This is a genomic window from Candidatus Acidiferrales bacterium, assembly GCA_035515795.1.
Taxonomy (GTDB): domain Bacteria; phylum Bacteroidota; class Ignavibacteria; order Kryptoniales; family JAKASW01; genus JAKASW01.
Genome location: DATJAY010000025.1, coordinates 38,281 through 58,689, shown reverse-complemented (window position 1 = coordinate 58,689; position 20,409 = coordinate 38,281). Strand labels below are relative to the sequence as shown.

21 protein-coding genes and 1 tRNA gene are annotated in these 20,409 nt (G+C 46.9%); 5 read left to right on the top strand and 17 right to left on the bottom strand.

The features are described from left to right. Positions 1-12: 12 nt before the first annotated feature. Entirely contained in the window at positions 13-435 is a 423-nt protein-coding gene (nikR, locus tag VLX91_10690; protein ID HUI30674.1) for a nickel-responsive transcriptional regulator NikR, read from the bottom strand. 338 nt (positions 436-773) lie between these two features. On the opposite strand from nikR, the gene VLX91_10685 reads away from it, so the two are divergent. Further along, on the top strand, positions 774-1,523 hold the full coding sequence (locus VLX91_10685) for a hypothetical protein (protein HUI30673.1): 750 nt from the start codon (positions 774-776) through the stop codon (positions 1,521-1,523). A 91-nt stretch (positions 1,524-1,614) separates the two neighbouring features. Here VLX91_10685 and VLX91_10680 read toward each other — a convergent pair whose 3' ends face one another. Beyond that, positions 1,615-2,397, bottom strand: coding sequence for a hypothetical protein (locus VLX91_10680; GenBank protein HUI30672.1), 783 nt, complete (start codon positions 2,395-2,397; stop codon positions 1,615-1,617). 222 nt (positions 2,398-2,619) lie between these two features. On the opposite strand from VLX91_10680, the gene VLX91_10675 reads away from it, so the two are divergent. Further along, complete coding sequence (locus VLX91_10675; protein ID HUI30671.1) at positions 2,620-3,354, top strand: class I SAM-dependent methyltransferase; 735 nt, start codon at positions 2,620-2,622, stop codon at positions 3,352-3,354. Between the two features lie 31 nt (positions 3,355-3,385). Then, complete coding sequence (locus tag VLX91_10670; GenBank protein HUI30670.1) at positions 3,386-4,045, top strand: hypothetical protein; 660 nt, start codon at positions 3,386-3,388, stop codon at positions 4,043-4,045. A gap of 25 nt (positions 4,046-4,070) precedes the next feature. On the opposite strand, the gene VLX91_10665 is transcribed toward VLX91_10670, so the two are convergent. Further along, positions 4,071-6,929, bottom strand: a complete 2,859-nt coding sequence (locus VLX91_10665) for an outer membrane beta-barrel protein (protein ID HUI30669.1) — start codon at positions 6,927-6,929, stop codon at positions 4,071-4,073. A gap of 213 nt (positions 6,930-7,142) precedes the next feature. On the opposite strand from VLX91_10665, the gene VLX91_10660 reads away from it, so the two are divergent. Continuing rightward, positions 7,143-8,048 (top strand): TIGR01777 family oxidoreductase, encoded by a 906-nt coding sequence (locus VLX91_10660; GenBank protein ID HUI30668.1) that lies wholly within the window; start codon positions 7,143-7,145, stop codon positions 8,046-8,048. 16 nt (positions 8,049-8,064) lie between these two features. Here the strand turns inward: VLX91_10660 and blaOXA are convergent, their stop codons facing one another. The 12 genes from blaOXA to VLX91_10600 form a co-directional block, all read right to left on the bottom strand. Continuing rightward, entirely contained in the window at positions 8,065-8,865 is an 801-nt protein-coding gene (gene blaOXA / locus VLX91_10655; protein HUI30667.1) for a class D beta-lactamase, read from the bottom strand. A 228-nt stretch (positions 8,866-9,093) separates the two neighbouring features. Further along, positions 9,094-9,492, bottom strand: a complete 399-nt coding sequence (locus VLX91_10650) for a hypothetical protein (GenBank protein HUI30666.1) — start codon at positions 9,490-9,492, stop codon at positions 9,094-9,096. Positions 9,493-9,522: 30 nt separating this feature from the next. Then, a tRNA-Met gene (locus VLX91_10645) sits at positions 9,523-9,596 on the bottom strand. Positions 9,597-9,627: 31 nt separating this feature from the next. Beyond that, on the bottom strand, positions 9,628-10,233 hold the full coding sequence (locus VLX91_10640; GenBank protein HUI30665.1) for a 2,3-bisphosphoglycerate-dependent phosphoglycerate mutase: 606 nt from the start codon (positions 10,231-10,233) through the stop codon (positions 9,628-9,630). Positions 10,234-10,445: 212 nt separating this feature from the next. Continuing rightward, positions 10,446-10,670, bottom strand: coding sequence for a hypothetical protein (locus VLX91_10635; protein HUI30664.1), 225 nt, complete (start codon positions 10,668-10,670; stop codon positions 10,446-10,448). Positions 10,671-10,978: 308 nt separating this feature from the next. Further along, complete coding sequence (locus VLX91_10630) at positions 10,979-12,466, bottom strand: oligosaccharide flippase family protein (protein ID HUI30663.1); 1,488 nt, start codon at positions 12,464-12,466, stop codon at positions 10,979-10,981. After that, positions 12,466-13,434 (bottom strand): GNAT family N-acetyltransferase, encoded by a 969-nt coding sequence (locus VLX91_10625; protein HUI30662.1) that lies wholly within the window; start codon positions 13,432-13,434, stop codon positions 12,466-12,468. Before VLX91_10625 ends, VLX91_10630 begins: the two co-directional genes overlap by 1 nt. A 158-nt stretch (positions 13,435-13,592) precedes the next feature. Then, positions 13,593-14,996: an ATP-dependent protease ATPase subunit HslU gene (hslU, locus tag VLX91_10620; protein ID HUI30661.1), complete on the bottom strand. Its 1,404-nt coding sequence runs from the start codon at positions 14,994-14,996 to the stop codon at positions 13,593-13,595. A gap of 1 nt (position 14,997) precedes the next feature. Then, on the bottom strand, positions 14,998-15,528 hold the full coding sequence (gene hslV, locus VLX91_10615) for an ATP-dependent protease subunit HslV (GenBank protein ID HUI30660.1): 531 nt from the start codon (positions 15,526-15,528) through the stop codon (positions 14,998-15,000). Between the two features lie 46 nt (positions 15,529-15,574). Next, positions 15,575-17,020, bottom strand: a complete 1,446-nt coding sequence (gene rpoN / locus VLX91_10610; protein HUI30659.1) for an RNA polymerase factor sigma-54 — start codon at positions 17,018-17,020, stop codon at positions 15,575-15,577. Between the two features lie 13 nt (positions 17,021-17,033). Continuing rightward, the gene (locus VLX91_10605) at positions 17,034-17,642 is read right to left on the bottom strand and encodes a DUF3109 family protein (protein HUI30658.1); all 609 of its coding nucleotides are present in this window, start codon (positions 17,640-17,642) and stop codon (positions 17,034-17,036) included. 101 nt (positions 17,643-17,743) lie between these two features. After that, the gene (locus VLX91_10600) at positions 17,744-18,145 is read right to left on the bottom strand and encodes a co-chaperone GroES family protein (protein HUI30657.1); all 402 of its coding nucleotides are present in this window, start codon (positions 18,143-18,145) and stop codon (positions 17,744-17,746) included. A gap of 147 nt (positions 18,146-18,292) precedes the next feature. On the opposite strand from VLX91_10600, the gene VLX91_10595 reads away from it, so the two are divergent. After that, positions 18,293-18,709 (top strand): hypothetical protein, encoded by a 417-nt coding sequence (locus VLX91_10595; GenBank protein ID HUI30656.1) that lies wholly within the window; start codon positions 18,293-18,295, stop codon positions 18,707-18,709. 43 nt (positions 18,710-18,752) lie between these two features. Here VLX91_10595 and trxB read toward each other — a convergent pair whose 3' ends face one another. Further along, positions 18,753-19,697 carry a thioredoxin-disulfide reductase gene (gene trxB / locus VLX91_10590; GenBank protein ID HUI30655.1) on the bottom strand — a complete coding sequence of 315 codons (945 nt, stop codon included), beginning with the start codon at positions 19,695-19,697 and terminating at the stop codon, positions 18,753-18,755. Beyond that, the gene (locus VLX91_10585) at positions 19,694-20,371 is read right to left on the bottom strand and encodes an HAD family phosphatase (protein HUI30654.1); all 678 of its coding nucleotides are present in this window, start codon (positions 20,369-20,371) and stop codon (positions 19,694-19,696) included. The genes trxB and VLX91_10585 overlap by 4 nt, the downstream gene beginning before the upstream one ends. Positions 20,372-20,409: the final 38 nt, after the last annotated feature.

The window sequence follows — 20,409 nt, the reverse complement described above, 5'->3', positions numbered from 1 at the left end:
CCTTTGTTGATGTTAGAATTCTTTTCCCGTAAGCGTGAGGCTCAACTTACCGTGCTTCACCCCTTTATAGCTCAACATCTTGTCAGCTATTTCACTTATCTTTCCGGCTTTGTCTTTCAAAATTATTACTTCCAGACAATTGTCATGGTCGATATGGATATGGGATGTTGAAACGATGCTCTTGAAGTGCTCATGCTGGAAATCGGTAAGTTTCCCTTCGAGCTCCCTGACGTGATGATCATAAACGAACGACAGGACACCAAACGCGAGAGAATTCGCATCGTGGATTCCTTCTTCGACTATTTTCTCTCTGACGAAATCGCGGATCGCTTCCGACCGATTAGTATAGCCTCTTCTGTCGATTATCTTATCGAACATTTCGAGAAGCTCGTCCTCCATAGAGACCCCGAACCTAATTAATTGACCGTTCTTCACGTGGCACCTTTTTTATAAAAGTAACACGCCCTTTCGAGATAATCAACAGTACAAAAGTGAAATCATGGAGTCTGCCATCTCAGTGAATGCCGGATTATAAAGAAACCGTTTGAGAGTGCAAGAGTATTCGGAACTTGAGACAGCAAAATTTGTTAAACCAATAAACAAGATATTCTATGGACAATTGGAACAAAGTTATTGTATCGATGTTAATTGCAGGTCTGTGTTTGCCGACTACGACCTTAGCCTGTGCATGCGGGTGCAGCGTTTTTTCGGTGGGCGCAAGGTGGATGATGCCGATTTCACCAGGATACAAGCTATCTCTGCTTTATAATTTTATGAACCAAAACGAAGATTGGAATAATTGGGGGATTGCATCGCCGGATTCCAACGGAGATAAGCAGATCCGCACGAATTTCTACACGCTGGGTTTTCAGGACATGATAGACAGGGAATGGGGAGTGATGATTGAGGCTCCGATCTGGAACAGGTATTTCAAGACCATAGATGATGCAGGAGACTTAGCGTCCGTTGATCACATGGCATTAGGCGATGTGCGCGTAATGGGCATGTATACAGGATTATCCGAGGACATGTCGACGGGGATTCAATTGGGATTGAAGCTCCCAACGGGACCATTCAGCGAATCGCTCATGGATAGGGACACACAAATAGGAAGCGGAACCACGGACTTGCTCCTTGGCGGTTATCAGATGGGGCAGGAAACCGGTTGGGGATGGTACGCACAGGCACTGTGGCAACATGCGTTTAACTATCGTGAAGGCTATCGACCTGGAGATAGCTTCGATCTGAGTCTAGGCGCACACTACGACAACCTACAGCAAACATACAGGATTATTCCCATGCTCCAACTTATCGCCTCGTTCCGTGGCACGGACAGCGGTGAGAACGCCGATCCTTCCAACACCGGATATGAAAGAATTTATGTTTCACCAGGCGTCGAAGTGAACTTGGCCCGGCAGCTCAATCTCTATGCGGATCTGAGAATTCCTGTCATGACTCACGTCAACGGTTATCAACTTATTTCCCCGGCGCTTGTCAGTGCAACGATGAGCTTTGGCTTCTAAGACGAAGATTTACTCGGTAACATCCCCCTCTATTCAGACCGAATGGGTTAAGTACGATGCCATTCAATCTATCCTCTGAAAACGGTCTTCGTCAAAATCCATATGATAATACACTACGAACGATAAACCCGTTGCTCTGCGGCTCTGGCAAAGCTCTCAATGCACTGCTGCCCTCGGGACTATACGTCGCCCTGATAATGGCGCCTCCTCCGACAACAAGGCTCCATGGCGTTCCAGGAAAAGCTAAGCTTGCGTCGGGACCGATAAAAACAACAGCCCCTCCTTCTGCTTCATCCGGCGTCCAGAACCCCTCAAGGTCCTGCCCCACTGCTTCGACTCCCAACCGAACACCGTTGGTTATCTCGCGTGAGAGGCCGAGAGTTGAAGTCAAATCAATGTCATCACGATTCGGGGCGAATGCGTGCTCGAAAATCAAGTTCCCATAGGCGTCCCATTGATTGATCCGCCTTCCAACAATAAATCTCCCGAGAAGGACATCCGTGCCACTGTACTCGTGACGGAATCCCAATCCTGCGGAAAAATCGATGCCAGCATCGGTGGTTTTCAAAATACGGCACAGCAACTCGGCCTGTTGAGTTGTCTCGCCTGCTCCGCCATTCAAAGCCATCCCAAGGTACGCAGATAATGTGAGCGTCTCTCCAAGATTTGCCTGGAGACCGAGATTTTGTTCGACACCATCTGACCCGAACGGCTCAAAAGTTTGGCGCCCGTAAGCCGCATCATAATGGACAAACGACGGCTCGTTCGGTCCGGGCTGAGTCATTGTGAAAAGAAACGAACGCTCTTGAGCGTATGCAGCAACAGAACAAAGAATGAGCACAAACACGATGGAAATAATTGTCCGCAGTCGCATGTTTTCTCCTCAATATTTTATTCGCCAATTACCTAATATCTTACGCTGCTAGTTTAGCAGCGTAAATTTTCAAAGTCAAGCTGGAAACAACCGAGCCGCCGCTTACACTGGTTATCAATACATAGCAAATGATCCGACTTCGCACTAGTATTAAACTAGAATAGTTGTGACTGAATATGCAAATGAATAATTTAAACTATTATATCGGAGTACAATTATTTTATGCGGAAAAAGACGGCAGAAGTCTGGAAGTCGCCTGAATTAGCAAAAATGTATTTGACCGGAATCCGCGGCGCGATTCCTATGGCAAATGAACAAATCCAGGTGATGATGTTGTTGATCAAAATGATGAGGCGGGAAGTGAGATGCTTTCTCGATCTGGGTTGCGGCGACGGAATATTAGCAGCTTCGATTTTGCAAATGTATCCGAAATCAAGAGGAGTCTTGCTCGACTTTGCAGATCCGATGATCGACGCCGCAAAACAAAAATTAAGAGACAATTCGAAAAATTTGGATTTCATCACGTTCGATTATGCAAATCTAAAGTGGGTTCAGCTGGTCTCGCATCGAGCTCCGTTTGACGTCGTCGTCTCTGGTTTCTCAATTCATCATCAACCCGACAACAGAAAAAGGTGCATCTACTCCGAAGTGTACAAACTGTTGCGGCACGGTGGAATGTTCATTAACATGGAACACGTGCTGCCGAAGTCGACATGGGCGCACGAGGTGTTCGACGAAGTATTCGTCGACTCAATCCATGAACTGAAAACTGAACAAGGTGAGAAGTTTACGAGATCGGAAGTGGCGAGAGAATTCTACAACCGGCCCGATAAGGAGGCAAACGTACTTGCGCCAGTCGAGAGACAGTGCGAGTGGCTCCGAAAGATCGGCTACCAGGACGTAGACTGCTACTTCAAGTTTCTGGAGCTTGCAGTTTTCAGCGGAAGAAAAAAGTAAAAGAAACTAAAGTTCTGAGAGGGAGCGCAGCATGGTAAAGTATTCTGTCATCGTGCTTTTGTTTTCGTTACTTGAGGGATGCTCAACTTTCGCACCGCCGTCTCCGCTGGTTACATACGGTGGGCCGGCGGTCGTCGACACCGGCCATTCCGAGGTCGGACTCGCCGTCGGGACCGGCTTCGCACTCTTTCCAGGCGCACATTCAGGCGGACAGGGATGGTTCGGAAGATACAAACGCGGCGTGGCGGAGAATCTTGACCTTGGAATAGATGTGGTAGGAGTAGTTAGAAGCGATAATGGGAAAGGAACACTGACCGCAAAAGTTGTTGGAAGATATCAGGTGTCCGAAAGAATTCGGGTTGAGGCTGGCCTCGGACTCGCTGACGATTCCGACGGCAAGAGTGCAAATGGCGATGTCGCACTGACAATTGGTACGGTTAGAGAGACGACATGGAATTACTACGCGTCTCTCCGATTAGGAGCCGCAAAAGGTTATCCGGGAAGTCTCTTTGGTACGGGCGACCAGATTCCGCCAAATGCATTGTTCCCGATTGTTAATCTTGGAACACAGGCGAGAGTTGCCGCCGGCGAGAGATTTATATTTGAAGGAGGGTTTGGATACATAATTCCCGAGCAGGAAAAGGCCGGTCCGATAATTTATCTTTCGTGCGGGCTGTTGTTCGATATTTGATCGCAGGATCGCACGAGGCTGCAACTCATCGCACGGTATAACTGAAACTCACCAAGACGTATCTCGTCAGAACTTCATTCTGGGTGTCGTCAATGTAGGTATCCGTCACCGATCGGTTCACACTTTTGTTTTGACTGAGGAGATCGTTTACGGAAACACGCAGTTCGCCAGATTCATCCGCAAAAAACTTTTTCGCCAGGCTGAGATTCCACAGCAAAATATTCTGGTCGTAACCCTGAGCGAGTCCGCTCGTAATCTGGTTGCTCAACTGGTTATTCAGAACAATTCCGTTCCAGAATTCCCAAACCCACTTCAACAAAGCGGTATGCGAATAATAATTGGCGTTGCCGGTCGTCTGCTGAGAATTCATCGCGAAATTGTAGCTCCCCATGTATGAAATAGTAAAATCGAAATCCTGACTGATGTTGCTTCCTATCACGAAACCCGCGTTTGGTCCGATTGTATTAGCATCGCTTACCACATTATTCAACATGCCGGGAGTCCGGTTGTACGTCATGCCGGCGCTCAGGTTCAGCGCACTGCTTATTAGATCGAACGGGAGTCCATAGGTAAAAAAAGAACGTACGCTCCAATAACCGTTCAAATTCACCGGATATGTCAGTTGTGTCCCTTGCGTCAACGCTGTTCCATCCGATAAGACGGTGTCGCGGGATGGAATTATCGTTGCATTGCCGATGTAATTTTGCGTATATGTAGCAAATAGAAGAAGGAACATGCTCCTAGCTCGGCCGAGCGCCGTGAGGTTGTATCTTGCAAGAAGCAAGTGCGAGTACGACTGGGCCAAATTAGGATTGCCCGTCGTGAGAAGAAGAGGATTGGAATTGTCGATCACTTGTTGAAGCTGTGTGACCGCCGGCGCGCTTGTAGACGTCCTGTAAAAAATCCTGAGATTCCTGTGGTCAGGCGACGTGTAGTTGATTAGAACACTTGGAAGAAAGTCCCAAAACTTTTTCGTGATACTCATCTTTGTAGAAGTTGAATCATCACCGTTTAGTTCGGCATACTGATAGGATAGATTCGCCATAAGGTTCCATCCCGTTCCGCTCGGTCCGATCCCGCGGCCCACGGTACCCGAACTGCGCCATCGATACCCGAAACTGATTTTCTGTGTCATATAATTATCCGAATAAGAATTTGAAAGCGGGGAATAGAAATCGGTGTACCCATGCGTTAAGGGATCGAAATTGTATGTGTTCTTATAAGCAGTGTTCCGGGTGAACGATGGGTTATATGTAAGTTCAGCCATTGCGTTGACGTCCGTCGGTTCGGTGTAGATGAGATTGGCGCTCACCGTCTCGACATTCGATAGGTAGTCTGATTGCTGCGAAAGACTGTCGTTCGGACCGATGCCATAATATTGGTCGGCTGAAGAAAGAAGCCCGCTGGTATGTTTTCTATTCGCGCCGGCACCAAAATCCATGGAAATAGTTCTCCCAGGCAAATCAAAGGCGTGCCGATATATGGCATGCGCGGTAAGATTGTAGCCGTTATTAAGGGAATTCGTATTAGTCGAAGTGTCTTCGTTTTGTGAGGTCGTCGCATCGAGAAAATTGTTGGCACGATTAGATTGGAAATATAGGACCGGAAGTATCGTTAATTTGTTTGACGGATCTGCGGCATAATCGAGACGGCCGTTTATACGGTTGTTATAATTGGTACTTGCGACGTTACTATTTTGATCATACAGACTTGTCGAATCACCGCCGAGAAGATACTGGCGGTGATCATATTGATTGTTTTGGTTGCCAACGCGGTTAAAGAAATAACTTCCCTGTGCAAAGAGATTGTCTGCCAGGCTGTCTGAGGCATTTGTTCCAATCATGCTGGTGTTATTAATTCCCTGCTGCTGTCCAACGAACTGGTTGTTGGAGCTTATCGCGCCGGATCGTCCAAACGGGTTTACCCGTCTCTGGCCTCTCCCTCCGAAAGCACCACCCGCTCCAGGCGTGAACGTCTGATTTCTCGAAGAGATCACTCCGAGAATATCCTGTGTAGAAAAGTCTTGCTGGTTGACGTTATTGGATGAGCCGAGCAAAGATATTCTGCTGTTGCCGTCAAACATGTTCATGTTAGCGGCGGCATCGTATCTCCCATCATCACTTCCATAACCCGCGGTGAATTTCCCAAAATTCAAATTGGGCCTGTTTCGTCTTGTGACGACGTTGATGGCTTTCACCGACTGCCCGTCGTCAAAACCTGTGAATTGCGCTTGATCGCTCATTTGATCGAAAACCTGGATCCTGTCGATCACCTCAGCAGGGAGATTGCGAATCGCGAGAGTCGGATCGTCGCCGAAGTACGGTCTTCCGTCGACGAGGACACGCTGGACGGTTTCGCCGCCGACTGTCACGGTGCCGTTCGTGACGACGATCCCCGGCAACTTCGTCAGCAGATCCTCCATAGTTGCATCACGGTTCATCTTGACCGCGACTGCCTGGAATTCCGTCGTGTCCCCGTTTTGTATCGCCGACGGGACACGGCCCTCCACCGTGACGCCGTGCATTGGAATCGCAGACTCTTTCATTGACAAGTCCCCGATGTCGATATTTCTGTCAACCACTTTGATGACCGTTGAGAAATTTTTCCTGCCGACTGCCGATAAGTCAAGTCGATAAGATTGTCGCGAAATATTTTTGAACGCAAAAGTGCCATCCAAATCTGTGGAAGCCGCATAGGACTTAGCAGAATCCGACAACCCGATCAAACGGACCAAAACTCCGGGCAAAGCTGACATGTTCTCATCAATTACCCTGCCTCGTATTGAATAATTCTGAGCAATTGCAGTTGATGACGACGCAAAGCAGAATAGAGCGAATGTAAAAACTAAAGACAATCTTGGTACAGACATACTACTGTTTGACATTCCTACATCTTCTAAAGTTTAAAATTCTGTTTTGGATTTACACGCCTCAGAATAGACGATCAGGCCGGGAAAAAGATACTTCCGCCACTCACTAGGAACACAACCACAAGTCAAATAGCGCGCGACGAAACGGTTCAGGTTGATTGACAGTCAAATAGGAGCCTAAGATTACCGTACTTTCTCTGTCAGACGCATGTTATATTTTCACACAGAATGAAAATTGCAGTCACCGGAGCGACCGGTTTTATTGGGAAAGGCCTTATCGATTTCCTTATTGAGGAAAACAACCGAGTAATCGCACTCTCTCGCAATCCGGGCCGTGCTAGGTCTTTATTAGGAAACAGACTCGAAGCGATCGAGTGGTCATTCAACAACATGAACGGCCTCTTGAAAGAGCTGGACAATTCCGATGCAATCGTAAACTTGGCGGGAGAAAACATCGGCTCTTCTATCTGGACAAAAAATAAACGGAAAAAGATAAAGGACAGCCGAGTGAAAGGCGGGCAATTAATCAGTGAACTCATCCGTCTGATGAAGAACCCGCCGCAGGTCTTAATTCAGGCATCGGCCGTAGGATATTATGGTACACGCGGAGAGGAAATTCTGACGGAGAATTCAGAGGGCGGGAGTGGCTTTCTTCCAGAAGTCGCGAGGGAATGGGAAAAGTCGACTGCAGCTGTCGAAACCTCAGGAGTAAGGTGCGTCATAATCAGAAGCGGCGTCGTGCTTTCTTCGGGTGGTGGAGCTTTTCCAAAACTCGCTTCGTCCTACAAATATCACACCGGAACGATGCTCGGCTCGGGGAGACAGTGGATGCCATGGATTCATTATGAAGACGAAATCAACGCAATTTATTTCCTCATCAAGAATTCAGCCTCAAGCGGAATTTACAATCTCGTGGCCCCGGTTCCTGCAAGAATGACCGAAGTCTGCAAACAAATTGGCCCGACTCTTTTCAGAATCCCGAAGAGTTTAGTAAAACTTTTCCTCGGAAAATTGGCGGAAGAAACGATACTTGTCAGTCAGCGCGTTGTTCCCGAACGGTTATCCAAAGATGGATTTCAATTTAAATTCAAAACCGTCGAAGAAGCAGTGGCCGACATCCGCCCAAAAAATTAGAGGGATGACGAGCTCATCACAGGATCCCCGCCTCTTTCATGATCTCCACGGGAGCTGAATCCCTGAGGCGGGAGACTTCATCAAAATCCTTTCCGTCAACATTGAATGCAAAAACATAAACCTCGCCTTCGCGCTCGACATATCCCACGAGCCATCCGATAAAATGTGTAGCTCTGTCGGTGGGGTCTTCGAAATGACCCGTTCCGGTTTTGAATTTAATCGTTGCCTTTCCGATCTGCTCCGACGACATTATATCTTTGACAATCTTCATCGAACGTTTTGAGAATGGAAGAGTCTCACCATAGAGCTTCTTCAGAAATTCAACTTGCTCGTCGGCGGAGATCCTCAGACTGTTATCTAACCAGAAACGGTCGACACTGTCGCCGATTATTTTGTTGCCATAATCGAGCGTATCAAGCCAGCGCTGCTCTCGTTCTCTGCCTACCCTTCGTGCGAGCTCCTGGAAATACCAGACAACCGAGAACTGAATAGCCGACTTCAAATCGTGGTCTCGTTCCCATTCCTTGATGGGCTCAGGGTTGCCGTCCCACTTTATGACGTAATTCGAATCCGGAATTACGCCGGTCTCCAATCCGATCAGCGCATTTGGAATCTTGTACGTCGAGGCAGGCAAGAAACGTTGGGCGCAACGTTTAGAATTGTATCTAAAATATTCGCCTTTGTTTTTATCGCACAGGACAAACGTGCCATCATGTCCGCGAAAAAGCGCTGAGACGAAAGAACTATCAAGTGATTGCGAGCAGCATGGAGATATTGCCACGACTGTAACGCAAAACGATGCGATAAATCGTTTCATTGTTGATTTAATCTCTTGGTTTTGTCTTGAAGGAAAAATGCAGCTGTACCTACCTGCAAAGTCGATCAAACCTTGCAGTTGATCTTTGACAGAAGCTGGCGCATTCAGGAGGTTCGCGACACCCGGGATCTAAATCTCTGCAATTCTGAAATCTAGCAAGGAACGCCGGATACTGCAGGCGTCCAATTAGAATGACCGCCGGTCAAAGCGACAATTTCAAAACTGGAATCACTTATTTGTTGATTCGGCGACGATATTATCTTTTGCCTTGTTCTGAACAGGCAGACGATGCTTTATGGCAAAAGACAAAACAACAACCACTAACACTGCCAGGGATCCCAAAATGATGATGGCTTGCATTTCAGAAAATGCAGCCGGATTAAGGGCGCGCGCCCGTACCAACAGGAGAACCCAAACCACCAAAAGCAGTACAGCAAGCAACCTTTCAACTGTCTTAGCACTCATAATGACTCCTTTTTTGTACTGTGCTGTAAGAGAAAGCCTCATGGTGTTTGCGACCATGAAACTTACAATGCCAAACACTAATTTAGCGCAAAGACGGCTAACCTGCAATTGTTCTGAACGTCCACGTTGCTTCAGAAATCTTAAATAATAAACCGTTGGCATGCGAACGAAGGCCGTTTTGATGGGGATTCGTAGCGGAGGAGGGATTCGAACCCCCGACACGTGGATTATGATTCCACTGCTCTAACCAACTGAGCTACTCCGCCAAGGGCTTTAAATTTAGCATGTTACGGAGTTTTATTCCAGATATTTTTTGCTGAGAACCTTCTCGCCGCTGAATTCATAAACCAGCGGGACGCCGGTTGGAATATTCAACTCAAGCACCTGCTCTTTCGTCATGTTGTCGAGGAACATCACGAGTGAACGTAGGCTGTTTCCATGCGCGACGACTAGAATTTCCTTCCCCGCCTTGACATCAGGATAAATCTTGAATTTCCAGTAAGGTAGAACCCTGGCCGCTGTATCTTTGAGGCTCTCACCGTTTGGAGGCGGAACGTCGTAGCTTCTCCTCCAGATATGCACTTGTTCATCCCCATACTTCTTTGCTGTCTCTGCTTTATTCAAGCCTTGAAGATCACCATAGTGTCTCTCGTTAAGCGCCGTATCATATTCAACAGGAAGGTTGGTTTGTCCGGTTTTCTGCAGGACGATTTTCAGGGTATCTATCGCACGCTTGAGCTTGGAACAGTATCCGAGATCAAACCTGTAACTTTTCAATTTCTCGCCGGCAGATTCCGCCTCTTTGACACCGCGCTCTGATAGTGGTACATCGACCCAGCCGGTAAAACGATTTTCAAGATTCCATTGCGATTCACCATGGCGGACTAAAACAAGTTTAGACATTTCTACTCCAATATGATTTTAATTTATTCTTCAAAATAGGATCTTCAAAAGTAACTTTTCCATTGATTATAAGCGGGATAATGAAATTTGCCCTCAACTGCACCAGGTGCCTCAATAGTTTGTACGAAAAAGTTCTTTGGACGTTTAGTGCAATTTTCAGTCTGCAAGTCCTCGGAATATGACTGTGCCTCTTCGGTTGATGCTATTCCTCCTTACCGATTTTCCCCAATAAGTTCATCAAAAACTTCGACATGTATTTTGTTATTCAGCAATAATTTAGTCATGCCCATGCTGGCCCGCAGTTCAGAAAGTCCTTTCAATTGCTCGCCGACATCCGACCGGGTGGATATAATTTCCATGAAATATTCAGGTTCATGTCTTTTTTGCACGATCGAAGTTACACCAAACTTTTTCGCCTGATCAAAATAAGATTTCATTTTAGCCTTGTAGGTCTCTATCGAGACGACATGATAATAAATATAAACCACGATTACCTCTCAGATTTTGTGAGCGACCATTGCACAGCCGCGCGCCGGCACAACCGAAGCCGCAAATTTGCTAATGAAAAAATTAGCCGCATGGATTCCTTGATAGCATCTCCCTTCCTGACAACGCAGTCTGACCAGGGGACGTTGTCCGCAACGAGAAGTACTCCGCGATGAATTCCGCACGAGCCTCCTGCGTAATCTTCTATTTTCTCAATTGTCTTTTCTGCAGGCCTACCCAATATCATTATCATTTCCCCTCAATTCACGGTAAATCGAAGTCTCCTTAGATCTACTAGACGCACGGACTTCGTCGCGATTGCCGCAGCGGCGTAAGCCGATGCGAAAAGGGAACTTTCTATCATAAAACGCACATAAACGTTTGAAAAATAATTTCCGACATAGAAAGCCGGTGCGGATGCTATCATGGATAAAATTAATATTTTCAGAATTTTAATCCATGGGAAAAATTCTCTGATGTTTGTTTTGAGAAAAATAAGAAGCGCCCCGACAATGATTATCACTTGAAGGTATGTGATGATTATTTTACCGACCGCAGCACCTTCGAGCCCGTATTTCGCCAAAAGGAAATATGATGCAGCGCCGCTCAAGATCATTTCTCCAATTGCAGTATACATGTAAAGTTTTTGTTTCCCGAGAGAAAAAAGCGCCTGACCGTAAAATGCCAGCCTTAGCGGGATAAGAAGTAGAAAAATGCGGAAGATAGTTGCGCTCGCAACGTACTTCTGTCCGAACAGAAAATACATAAAATCTCCGGCAGAAAACAGAAGGAACACCATCATCGGAAGAAGGAAAAAGCCGGTCTTTGAAATGGAATTTTTCCAAACCTCGACGAACTTATGACGCATCTCAAGGAAACCAAAGTTGCTCAACACTGGGAAAAGGACTGCAGACGCCGATCCGGTGATGACCGCAATCAACGGAATCTCCTTCGAGCCTACCGCGTACACCGCAAACTGATCCGAAGAATAAAAAAGGGTCACTAAATACTTGTCGATCTGCTTGCTGATTATCCCCATCATGGTGCTCACGAAAATCGGAAGCGCATAGTACAGTTGCGCCTTCATAACGGGAAATACTCTATGAACGGTTAAGTTTCGTGTTCTCATTAGAAAAATCAAGAGATAAAACGATTTGCATCCCCCGACGATAATGACCGAAATGAACACAACGGTCAAACTGTGAAACTCAAACGCGGAAAGTGAAACCATGATGGCAAACAGAACCGATGTTATCGTATTCCCCAACAACAGCAGTCCAACTTTCTTCTCGGTCACGAAAACCGATTCAAACATGATGGAGGACGAAGATATCACCGAGTAAACGGCAAACATACGTATATAATCGGTAAGCTGGCTGGAATTAAACAATCGCGAAATCGATGGGGCAATGAGCATTAGGACGATTCCAACGAGAATGCCGATGATTGACGCGGCGAGCACAACCGCCGAATAGACGGTCCGTCTATTTTCTCTCGCCGAAAAAAAATAGACTGAGCTGCTGAGTCCGTACGCGATCAGAGGGAGAGACGAGTTGTAAACCAGCCAAACTTGCTCGTAGTTTCCATACTCGGAACGCGACAGAATCCTCGCGAGTGCTATCGAAGCCACGAGGGAACCGAAAATGCTTATCAGCTTCGAGATTCCGACAAGCCCTGCATTTTGAGTGAGAGAGATTTGTTCGCTTTCCCCGTAGGCGGGTTCGCCTTTCGTTACTGCTTGGTCCATCAAATTTTCTTAACGAGAGACACGAGGCGTGTGGGCAAGCGGTTCGCTCTCCAGACCCTAAAATAGATCTCTAACCGAGGACCGAAAGCGGATTTGAAAAGGTTGATTGAAGGTGTGTTTGCACCGCAGAAATCAACGGAACATATCCCCTTTTCCTTTTCAGATTTCAGTATTTCATGATATAGCAGATGAGAAGCACCTTTTTCTGCCGCTGCGTCGGTTCCGGCAACATAAAAGAACGTATTTAAGTTCGTACGTAGCAATGCCATCGCGGAAACGACATCGCTACTTCTGTTTCTTACACATTTTATGTCGAGCAACCCGGTGAGATTCAATCCACTCAATAGCTTGTGCAGCACGCCGGCCGATACCGGGGATCTCCTCCGATGACGGCCATAAGCAATTTGTTGCAGCGACACCAGGTCTTCCACGCCTCCGGCTCCGGCAATTAGACCGGAATGTTCAGCGGCTCGCAGAACTTCTTTCAAGGACTTGGTGTAATGTTCTTCTGAAAAATTCGAAAGCTCTACTACGTAAGTGTACTGTGGAATTACTCTGGCGTCCGACCACTGGTAGGATCGAAGGTCGTAAAATCCGGGCGGGAAAACCATCTGATGAAATGCGAAATTCGACTCAAGATATTTCTCCAGAGACTGAAGCGCTGAAAGTCTTTCCTGCTCATGCTTTTGGAATTTTGATTCTTCAAGTATCCGGAAATGGACGCCATCGTAGATTCTCAACGGCATCAACTTTATTGTTGGCTGAAAGAATCTTTTCCCCGCAAACAATGCGCTGGATGCGACCGGGACTTCATTCCTCATTATCAACAGCAACTGGAAATCAGTTGAGAAAGCATCCCTATATGCCTCCAACAAAGGAAGAAGCGAATAAGGATTGTCAGGAGGGTTATCGGACAAGAATTTTGCATAGGCTGCGTAATCCGCTATCTCAACTTTAAAGTCAGCCATCTCAGAGAAAACAAATTCCAGACTCTAAATCCAAGACCGTAAACAAATTCGAAATACGAAATTCTAAATATTCAAATTTCACTGATCCAAACTTTCTGCATTTTGAATTTTGAAGACTCGGATTTGTTTTGAATTTAGTGCTCAGGATTTCGAGTTTTTTAGAGGATGTACTTGCTCAGATCGCGGTCCCTGACAATCTTGCTCAACTTTTCATGGACAAGATCGCGGGTAATCATAATTTCCCGCTCGTCAATTTTATCGGGAACATCGAATAAGATATCTTCCAGCAGGGTTGTCATGATTGTATGAAGCCTTCTCGCGCCGATGTTTTCGACCTGCTCATTTACTTCCGTCGCAACTTTTGCAACTTCACGAATTGCATCTTCGCTGAAACTTATTTCGATTCCCTCAGTGGCGAGAATGGCGGTATACTGTTTTATCAGAGCGTTCTCGGGCTTCGTCAGAATTTTGTAAAAATCTTCTTCATTGAGACTATTCAGTTCAACTCTGATCGGAAATCTGCCCTGAAGTTCCGGAATAAGGTCGGACGGTTTCGCGGTGTGGAATGCGCCGCTTGCAATGAAGAGTATGTGGTCAGTCTTGGCCATTCCGTACTTTGTCATCACCGTTGAGCCTTCGACAATCGGCAGCAGATCTTTCTGAACGCCTTCACGCGAGACATCGGGGCCATGGCTTTCGCCGCCCGTGCTAGCTATCTTATCGATCTCATCGATAAAGACGATTCCGCTGTCCTCGACCTTCCGCAGAGCCTCTCTGATTACTCCTTCCATGTCAACAAGCTTCTGCGCTTCTTCCTGCTCGAAAATTTTCAAGGCATCGGGAATCGATACCCGCCTCGACTTTGTTTTTTTCGGCATGATGTTGCTAAGCATGTCCTGAAATTGCGGTCCAAGATCTTCGGTGCCGAACGGCCCGAAGACCTGCATCATAGGCATGACTTCGATGTTAACCTGAACTTCCACCGTTCTCTTATCAAGCTCTCCATTGCGGAGCATTAGCCGCAGTTTCTCTCGTGACTCTCTCCGTTCCAATTCCTCCTCGCCGTTGTCGGGTCCGCTTTCGGCGGATTTGACTTTCCTCTGAGGCTTCACGGGCATCAGTTCATCAAGCACACGTTCCTCAGCCATTGTCCTGGCACGTTCCCTGACTTCCGCGGTTTTCTCGGCCTTTACATTAGCAACCGCAATTTCCACCAGGTCGCGTATCATGGACTCAACATCTCGTCCCACATATCCAACTTCAGTAAACTTCGAGGCCTCAACTTTGACAAAGGGGGCGTTAGAAAGTTTGGCGAGACGTCGGGCAATTTCCGTCTTCCCAACCCCGGTCGGTCCGATCAGGATTATATTGTTCGGCATTATTTCTTCACGGAGGTTTTCCGGCACTTGCTGTCTTCGCCACCTGTTGCGCAGCGCAATGCCAACCGATTTTTTCGCAGCATCCTGTCCGATGATATACTTGTCAAGTTCGCGGACAACTTCACGCGGAGTCAGCTCTTTCTTTACACTATCAATGGTTATCTGTTTGGGAAACTTTGCCATACTAAATTTCTTCTATTGAAAAATTCTTGTTGGTGTATATACAAATCTCAGAGGCGACGTTGAGGGACTCCAGCACAATTTCTTTTGCAGAAAGGTTCGTATGCTTTATCAAAGAACGCGCCGCCGCGAGAGCATAATTGCCTCCAGAGCCTATTGCAACGATTTTGTCGTCAGGTTCCACTACATCACCGGTCCCAGAAATGAGAAGCATCGTTTCTTTGTTCATCACTGCAAGAAGAGCCTCGAGCCTGTGCAGGTATTTGTCCATCCGCCAATCCTTCGCGAGCTCAACCGCTGCCCTGCTCAGATTACCGTGGTACTGTTGAATCTTGTCTTCGAATCGTTCGAACAGAGTAAATGCATCAGCAGAAGCTCCCGCAAATCCGGCGAGGACGGTATCGTTATAAAGTTTTCTCACCTTCTTGGAATTGTGCTTCACGACCGATTGACCGATGGTGACCTGCCCATCAGCACCGATAGCGCACTTGCCGTCCTTGTTGACGCCGATTACAGTGGTAGAACGAATTTTCATTTTTCTCCTCCGGATCTGCAGATCGGAATAACATTCCGACTTGCGATCACGCTTCTCGCCGCATTCTTGCCGGCGGAATTTTGAGCTGCTCACGATACTTTGTAACCGTCCGCCGCGCCACTTTATATCCTTGCTGGTTCAAAACTTCCGTGATCTTTTCGTCGTTGAGGGGTTTTTCTTCAGACTCTATCATTGCTTTGATCTTATTCTTGATCTCACGGGTCGCCACTTCATCTCCGTCTATCGTTTTCAAGCCTTCGCTGAAGAGCTCACGGAGTTTGAAGACACCGAAATCCGTTTGCACATACTTTGCGCTGACAACACGGCTGATTGTGGAAATATCAAATCCGGTTCTATCCGCAATATCTCTATATATTAACGGCCTTATTCTATCGGGGCCTTCCGTGAAAAACTCTCGCTGCGTTTCGATAAGCGCCCTCATGACGCTGAGCATTGTCTGGCGCCGCTGCTGTAATGCATTGACAAACCACTTTGCGGATTCCAGTTTTCTCTTTAGAAAATCCTTCGTCTGCGCATCCGTCTTGTTCCCGCGAGCGCGTTTCATCATGTCAAGATATCTAGGACTTATTCTCACCTGCGGCATATCGCGTTCATTCAGTGTGATAATCAGCTCACCCTGTTCATTCTCGGCAACGACAAAGTCCGGCACAACGACCGTCGTTTCCAAAGGAAGAGAGAAGCCTTCGCCCGGCTTAGGATTCAGCTTCCGAATGACCGCGTCGGCAACTTTCAATTCTCCGTTAGTTATGCCGAGCTTTTTAGAAAGCTGGTCATACCGGTGATTCGAATAATCTTCAAAGCCTTCTTCGATGATCTTCAAGGCAATTGCCCGTTCCTGGGGATCGATATCTCTGCGGGCTTTCAGCTGCACCATAAGGCACTCTCGCAGATTTCTCGCACCGACTCCGATAGGATCAAGTGTCTGGATTTCTGTAAGAACCTTTTCAGCATCCTGGATCGTTAGATCCAGCTGAAAAGATAGATTCGTATCGTCGACGATTTTCTGTAAATCTTCCCGCAAGTATCCATCATCATCTATATTCCCTATTATCTCTTCACCGAGGCGTTTCTCTTTGTCGCTTAAGTCTAGAAGCGACAATTGCTGAATAAGATGGTCGTACATGGTTTCTACTGCGGGAGGGGCAAATTCATATTCCTCATCGTCCTCATTGCGTCTTTTCAGCCGGACTTCAGTGCCGTCATTTCTAAATTCATCGAGGTCGGTATCGCTGAATTCGGGTTCGTCGATGGGATTCTCCGGCTTTTCGTCAGCGTCCTTCAGCTCGAGCTCCGGTTCCTCGACCAGCTCATCGACCTCTTCCAGTTCAAGCACCGGATTCTCGTCGAGTTCAGTCCTCAGCCGCTGCTGCAAAGCAAAAATAGGTTGCTGCAACAAATCGTAGTAAAGTATCTGCTGCGGCTGTAATCTTAATTCCTGACTGAGACGTTGTGTCTGACCGAATTTCAGCATCTCAAACCACCCATTAAACCTTCTCGCTCGATTTATCTGAAATCACTGTGATTAAATCTGTATTCGCTTCTTCGAAATGGACTCGTTGCAGGAGCTTGCTCACCCACTTTTCACCGTATAGTCGCATGAGCGCAGCTTTGACAAACTCTACAACATTTACGTTTTCAGAGACTCCCTTCTTTACGGCAGGTTTACATTCGGGAATTTCATGGTAGCGAAGAACATCCCCGCCGAATTTACTGACACGAATAGGAAACAGGTGACACGAAATGGGCTTCCTAAAATTAATTTTCCCGTCAAAGAATGCTCTCTCAATCGCACACTTCGCAATCCCGTTTTCCCGATAAACAAAAACACAATCTTCATCGCCGATACAAGTCGTGGCATAATCGCCCGGTTCCCCTTCAAAAAATCCGAATTTCTCTATGGCGATCCTTTTGTCCTGATTGAGTATCGGAAGAACGTACGGAAGAGTCTCTTGAACCTGTTCCAACTCGGCATCTAGAAGTGGAGCGCCCCTTCCGCCCGGCAGACTGCAACACGCCCCCTTGCACTTCAGAAGGTCGCACGCAAACCTGCGCGTAAGAAGTGTTCCTTCCACTGCGATATCGTCAATAACCAACAACTCTCTCATGGGCTATTAAGTTAATAACTTGAAACATAACAAGAAACAAACGTGGTACAGAATTTGAAGGGAAGAACCAGATGGAGTTAGGAGGGTATCTAGAGACTTAAGTCCGAACCGAATGAGCCGTTGGAAAAGCCGGTACTGCGAATAAGCATCAAGATCGATGAATGGCTGATGATGAAATATTTCTCATCTTCAAATTCAATTTCAACCGCTTGATCACGAAGAAACAAAGCGTAATCCCCCGTTTCCGCCTGAAGAGGAATATATTTCACGGGCTCACGAGGGGTCGACCACGGTTCCTGATCGATGTAGCTCGGATTTGCCATGGCATACCCTGGCCCGGCTTGAACAACGATGCCGCCCTGTACTTTCTCCTTGTCTTTCACCCCTGGCGGCAGGTACAGGCCGTGTTCTGTCTTTTCCTGATTTTTGTCGGGAGAGACCAAAACCTTGTCTCCGACGAGTACAATCTTCCTGCGACTTTTAACGTCCATAGCTACTCTATCAATATAACTGTTTTAAGAAAAAAATTTCTCCCATCATCGATTTGATTTTGAGCTGACCAGTTGTTAGAATTCATCCGGATCATAAAGTGATCGCTTTGTGACAAGTCATCTCAAGAACATCAAAAAGGAGGTAAGATGAGCAAGAAAGTATGGCTTGGCTTCGTCGCGGTTTTTATAGTCATGGAGATTATTGATTTCCTTGTCAACGGAGTCATCTTAATGAGCACCCTCAACTCACTTCAGGGTGTATGGCGCTCGGACATGAGTTCCAAGATGTGGATATTCCACGTCATCAACATTTTCAGCGCCTTCTTTTTCACCTTCATATTCTCGAAAGGGTTTGAGAAGAAAGGGATCATGGAAGGCGTCCGATACGGATTCTACATTGGAGTATGGATGAGCGTGGGAATGGCTTACGGGACTTATGCCATGATCGCGATTCCTTACTCGCTGGCACTTCAATGGTTTATTTACGGGGTGATCGAATACATTATTCTAGGCGTGGTGCTCGCGCTCATATTCAAAGAAAAGTCAAAAGAAGTCGCCTCATAGTTTGAACATCAAGTGGGATGGGAGGTTTCTTCTCATCCCACAATCAATCCTCTGCTTTCCGGTGCAACGATTCCAGATATTTTTCCGCATCCATGGCTGCCATGCAGCCTGTTCCTGCTGCAGTAACTGCCTGACGATATTTCTTATCGGCGACATCGCCGGCGGCGAAAACGCCCGGCACACTCGTCTCCGTTGAGCCGTTCTTCGTTACGATGTAACCGACTTTGTCAGTCTCAATTTGACTCTTGAAAATCGCAGTGTTCGGCTGGTGACCGATCGCAACGAATACGCCATCGCATTTCATTTCACTCTTTTCGCCGGTCAGGACATTCTTCAACATCACTCCACGCACACGCCTGTTCTCCACACCGAGGACCTCATCTACAATCGAATCCCAGATAAATTTTATCTTCGAATTACTGAACGCTCGCTCTTGCATTATCTTCGATGCACGAAGTGAATCGCGCCTGTGCACCACAGTCACTTTGCTTGCAAACTTCGTGAGGAAAGTGGCTTCCTCCATCGCGGTATCGCCGCCGCCGACGACGATTACTTCCCGACCCTTGAAGAAGAATCCGTCACAAGTTGCGCAGGCGGAAACTCCATAACCCATCAAAGCTTTTTCGGACCCGATGCCGAGAAGTTTTGCCGAAGCGCCTGTAGAAATTATGACAGAATCCGCGGTCAAAGTATCGTCCTCGGCCTTGACCACAAACGGCCGCTTCGAAAAATCAACCTCGGACACGTCTTTGAACTGCGCCTCGGCTCCGAACTTCAACGCCTGTTTTTTCATGACATCCATCAATTCGGGTCCCATGATGCCGTCAGAAAATCCCGGATAGTTCTCAACCTCAGTTGTAATTGTCAGCTGCCCTCCAGGCTGGCTTCCTTCAAAGATAATCGGATTAAGGTTCGCGCGTGCAGTATAAATTGCCGCCGTCAACCCGGCAGGACCGGAGCCGATTATGATGACTTTTCTATGACTCATGCTTTCACCTTATTTCTTAAACTGATAATCTTATTTAATCCACCATCCAGGAAATCTTCGATGAAATAGTCTGCAGATTTGAGAACGTCTCTTGAAGTGGTTGTCAACAGCGCAACACAGGTTGTCCCGGCTGCTTTTGCCGCAGTTACGCCTGCGAGCGAATCTTCGAAGACCAAGCAGTTGTTCGGAGCCAAATTCAAACGCGATGCGGCCGTAAGAAATACTTCCGGGTCAGGTTTTCCCTCCGAAACATCGTCACCGCAAACTTCCGCATCAAAAATCCCGCGGATCGAAAACGCATCGAGAAACGCATCGACGTTCTGTCTCGGAGCAGAGGTAGCAAGTGCGACCTTCTCACCGGATTCTTTCAGTGACCTTACGAACTCCAAAGCTCCTCTGACCGGCACACCGACCTCCCCGACTACTTTTACAAAATTCGAATCGACTTCGTCGGACAACCTTTTCACTTCTTCGGCAGAAAACTTTCCTTTACCGAAAATCATCTCGAAAGTATCGGTTCCACGTTTTCCAAAGTAATTTTTCCGGAATGTTTCATAATCAAAATCCTCATCGAACCTATTCAGCACTTTTCTCCACCCCGAATAGTGAATTCTCGAGCTGTCAACCAGCACACCATCCAAATCGAAAATGAATCCTCTATATTTGTTTTTCAATTATTTTCCTTTTCAATGTTTACGCTTTACTAATTTCT

Excerpts from the sequence above, each read along its gene's own strand:
- rpoN (HUI30659.1), bottom strand. The coding sequence starts at position 17,020 with ATGCTGAAATTCGGTCAGACACAACGTCTCAGTCAGGAATTAAGATTA.
- VLX91_10685 (HUI30673.1), top strand. The coding sequence starts at position 774 with ATGAACCAAAACGAAGATTGGAATAATTGGGGGATTGCATCGCCGGAT.
- VLX91_10650 (HUI30666.1), bottom strand. The coding sequence starts at position 9,492 with ATGCCAACGGTTTATTATTTAAGATTTCTGAAGCAACGTGGACGTTCA.
- VLX91_10625 (HUI30662.1), bottom strand. The coding sequence starts at position 13,434 with ATGGCTGACTTTAAAGTTGAGATAGCGGATTACGCAGCCTATGCAAAA.
- VLX91_10600 (HUI30657.1), bottom strand. The coding sequence starts at position 18,145 with ATGGACGTTAAAAGTCGCAGGAAGATTGTACTCGTCGGAGACAAGGTT.
- VLX91_10595 (HUI30656.1), top strand. The coding sequence starts at position 18,293 with ATGAGCAAGAAAGTATGGCTTGGCTTCGTCGCGGTTTTTATAGTCATG.
- VLX91_10635 (HUI30664.1), bottom strand. The coding sequence starts at position 10,670 with ATGAAATCTTATTTTGATCAGGCGAAAAAGTTTGGTGTAACTTCGATC.
- VLX91_10670 (HUI30670.1), top strand. The coding sequence starts at position 3,386 with ATGGTAAAGTATTCTGTCATCGTGCTTTTGTTTTCGTTACTTGAGGGA.
- hslU (HUI30661.1), bottom strand. The coding sequence starts at position 14,996 with ATGGCAAAGTTTCCCAAACAGATAACCATTGATAGTGTAAAGAAAGAG.
- blaOXA (HUI30667.1), bottom strand. The coding sequence starts at position 8,865 with ATGAAACGATTTATCGCATCGTTTTGCGTTACAGTCGTGGCAATATCT.
- VLX91_10660 (HUI30668.1), top strand. The coding sequence starts at position 7,143 with ATGAAAATTGCAGTCACCGGAGCGACCGGTTTTATTGGGAAAGGCCTT.
- trxB (HUI30655.1), bottom strand. The coding sequence starts at position 19,697 with ATGAGTCATAGAAAAGTCATCATAATCGGCTCCGGTCCTGCCGGGTTG.
- VLX91_10665 (HUI30669.1), bottom strand. The coding sequence starts at position 6,929 with ATGTCAAACAGTAGTATGTCTGTACCAAGATTGTCTTTAGTTTTTACA.
- hslV (HUI30660.1), bottom strand. The coding sequence starts at position 15,528 with ATGAAAATTCGTTCTACCACTGTAATCGGCGTCAACAAGGACGGCAAG.
- VLX91_10675 (HUI30671.1), top strand. The coding sequence starts at position 2,620 with ATGCGGAAAAAGACGGCAGAAGTCTGGAAGTCGCCTGAATTAGCAAAA.
- VLX91_10640 (HUI30665.1), bottom strand. The coding sequence starts at position 10,233 with ATGTCTAAACTTGTTTTAGTCCGCCATGGTGAATCGCAATGGAATCTT.
- VLX91_10630 (HUI30663.1), bottom strand. The coding sequence starts at position 12,466 with ATGGACCAAGCAGTAACGAAAGGCGAACCCGCCTACGGGGAAAGCGAA.
- VLX91_10680 (HUI30672.1), bottom strand. The coding sequence starts at position 2,397 with ATGCGACTGCGGACAATTATTTCCATCGTGTTTGTGCTCATTCTTTGT.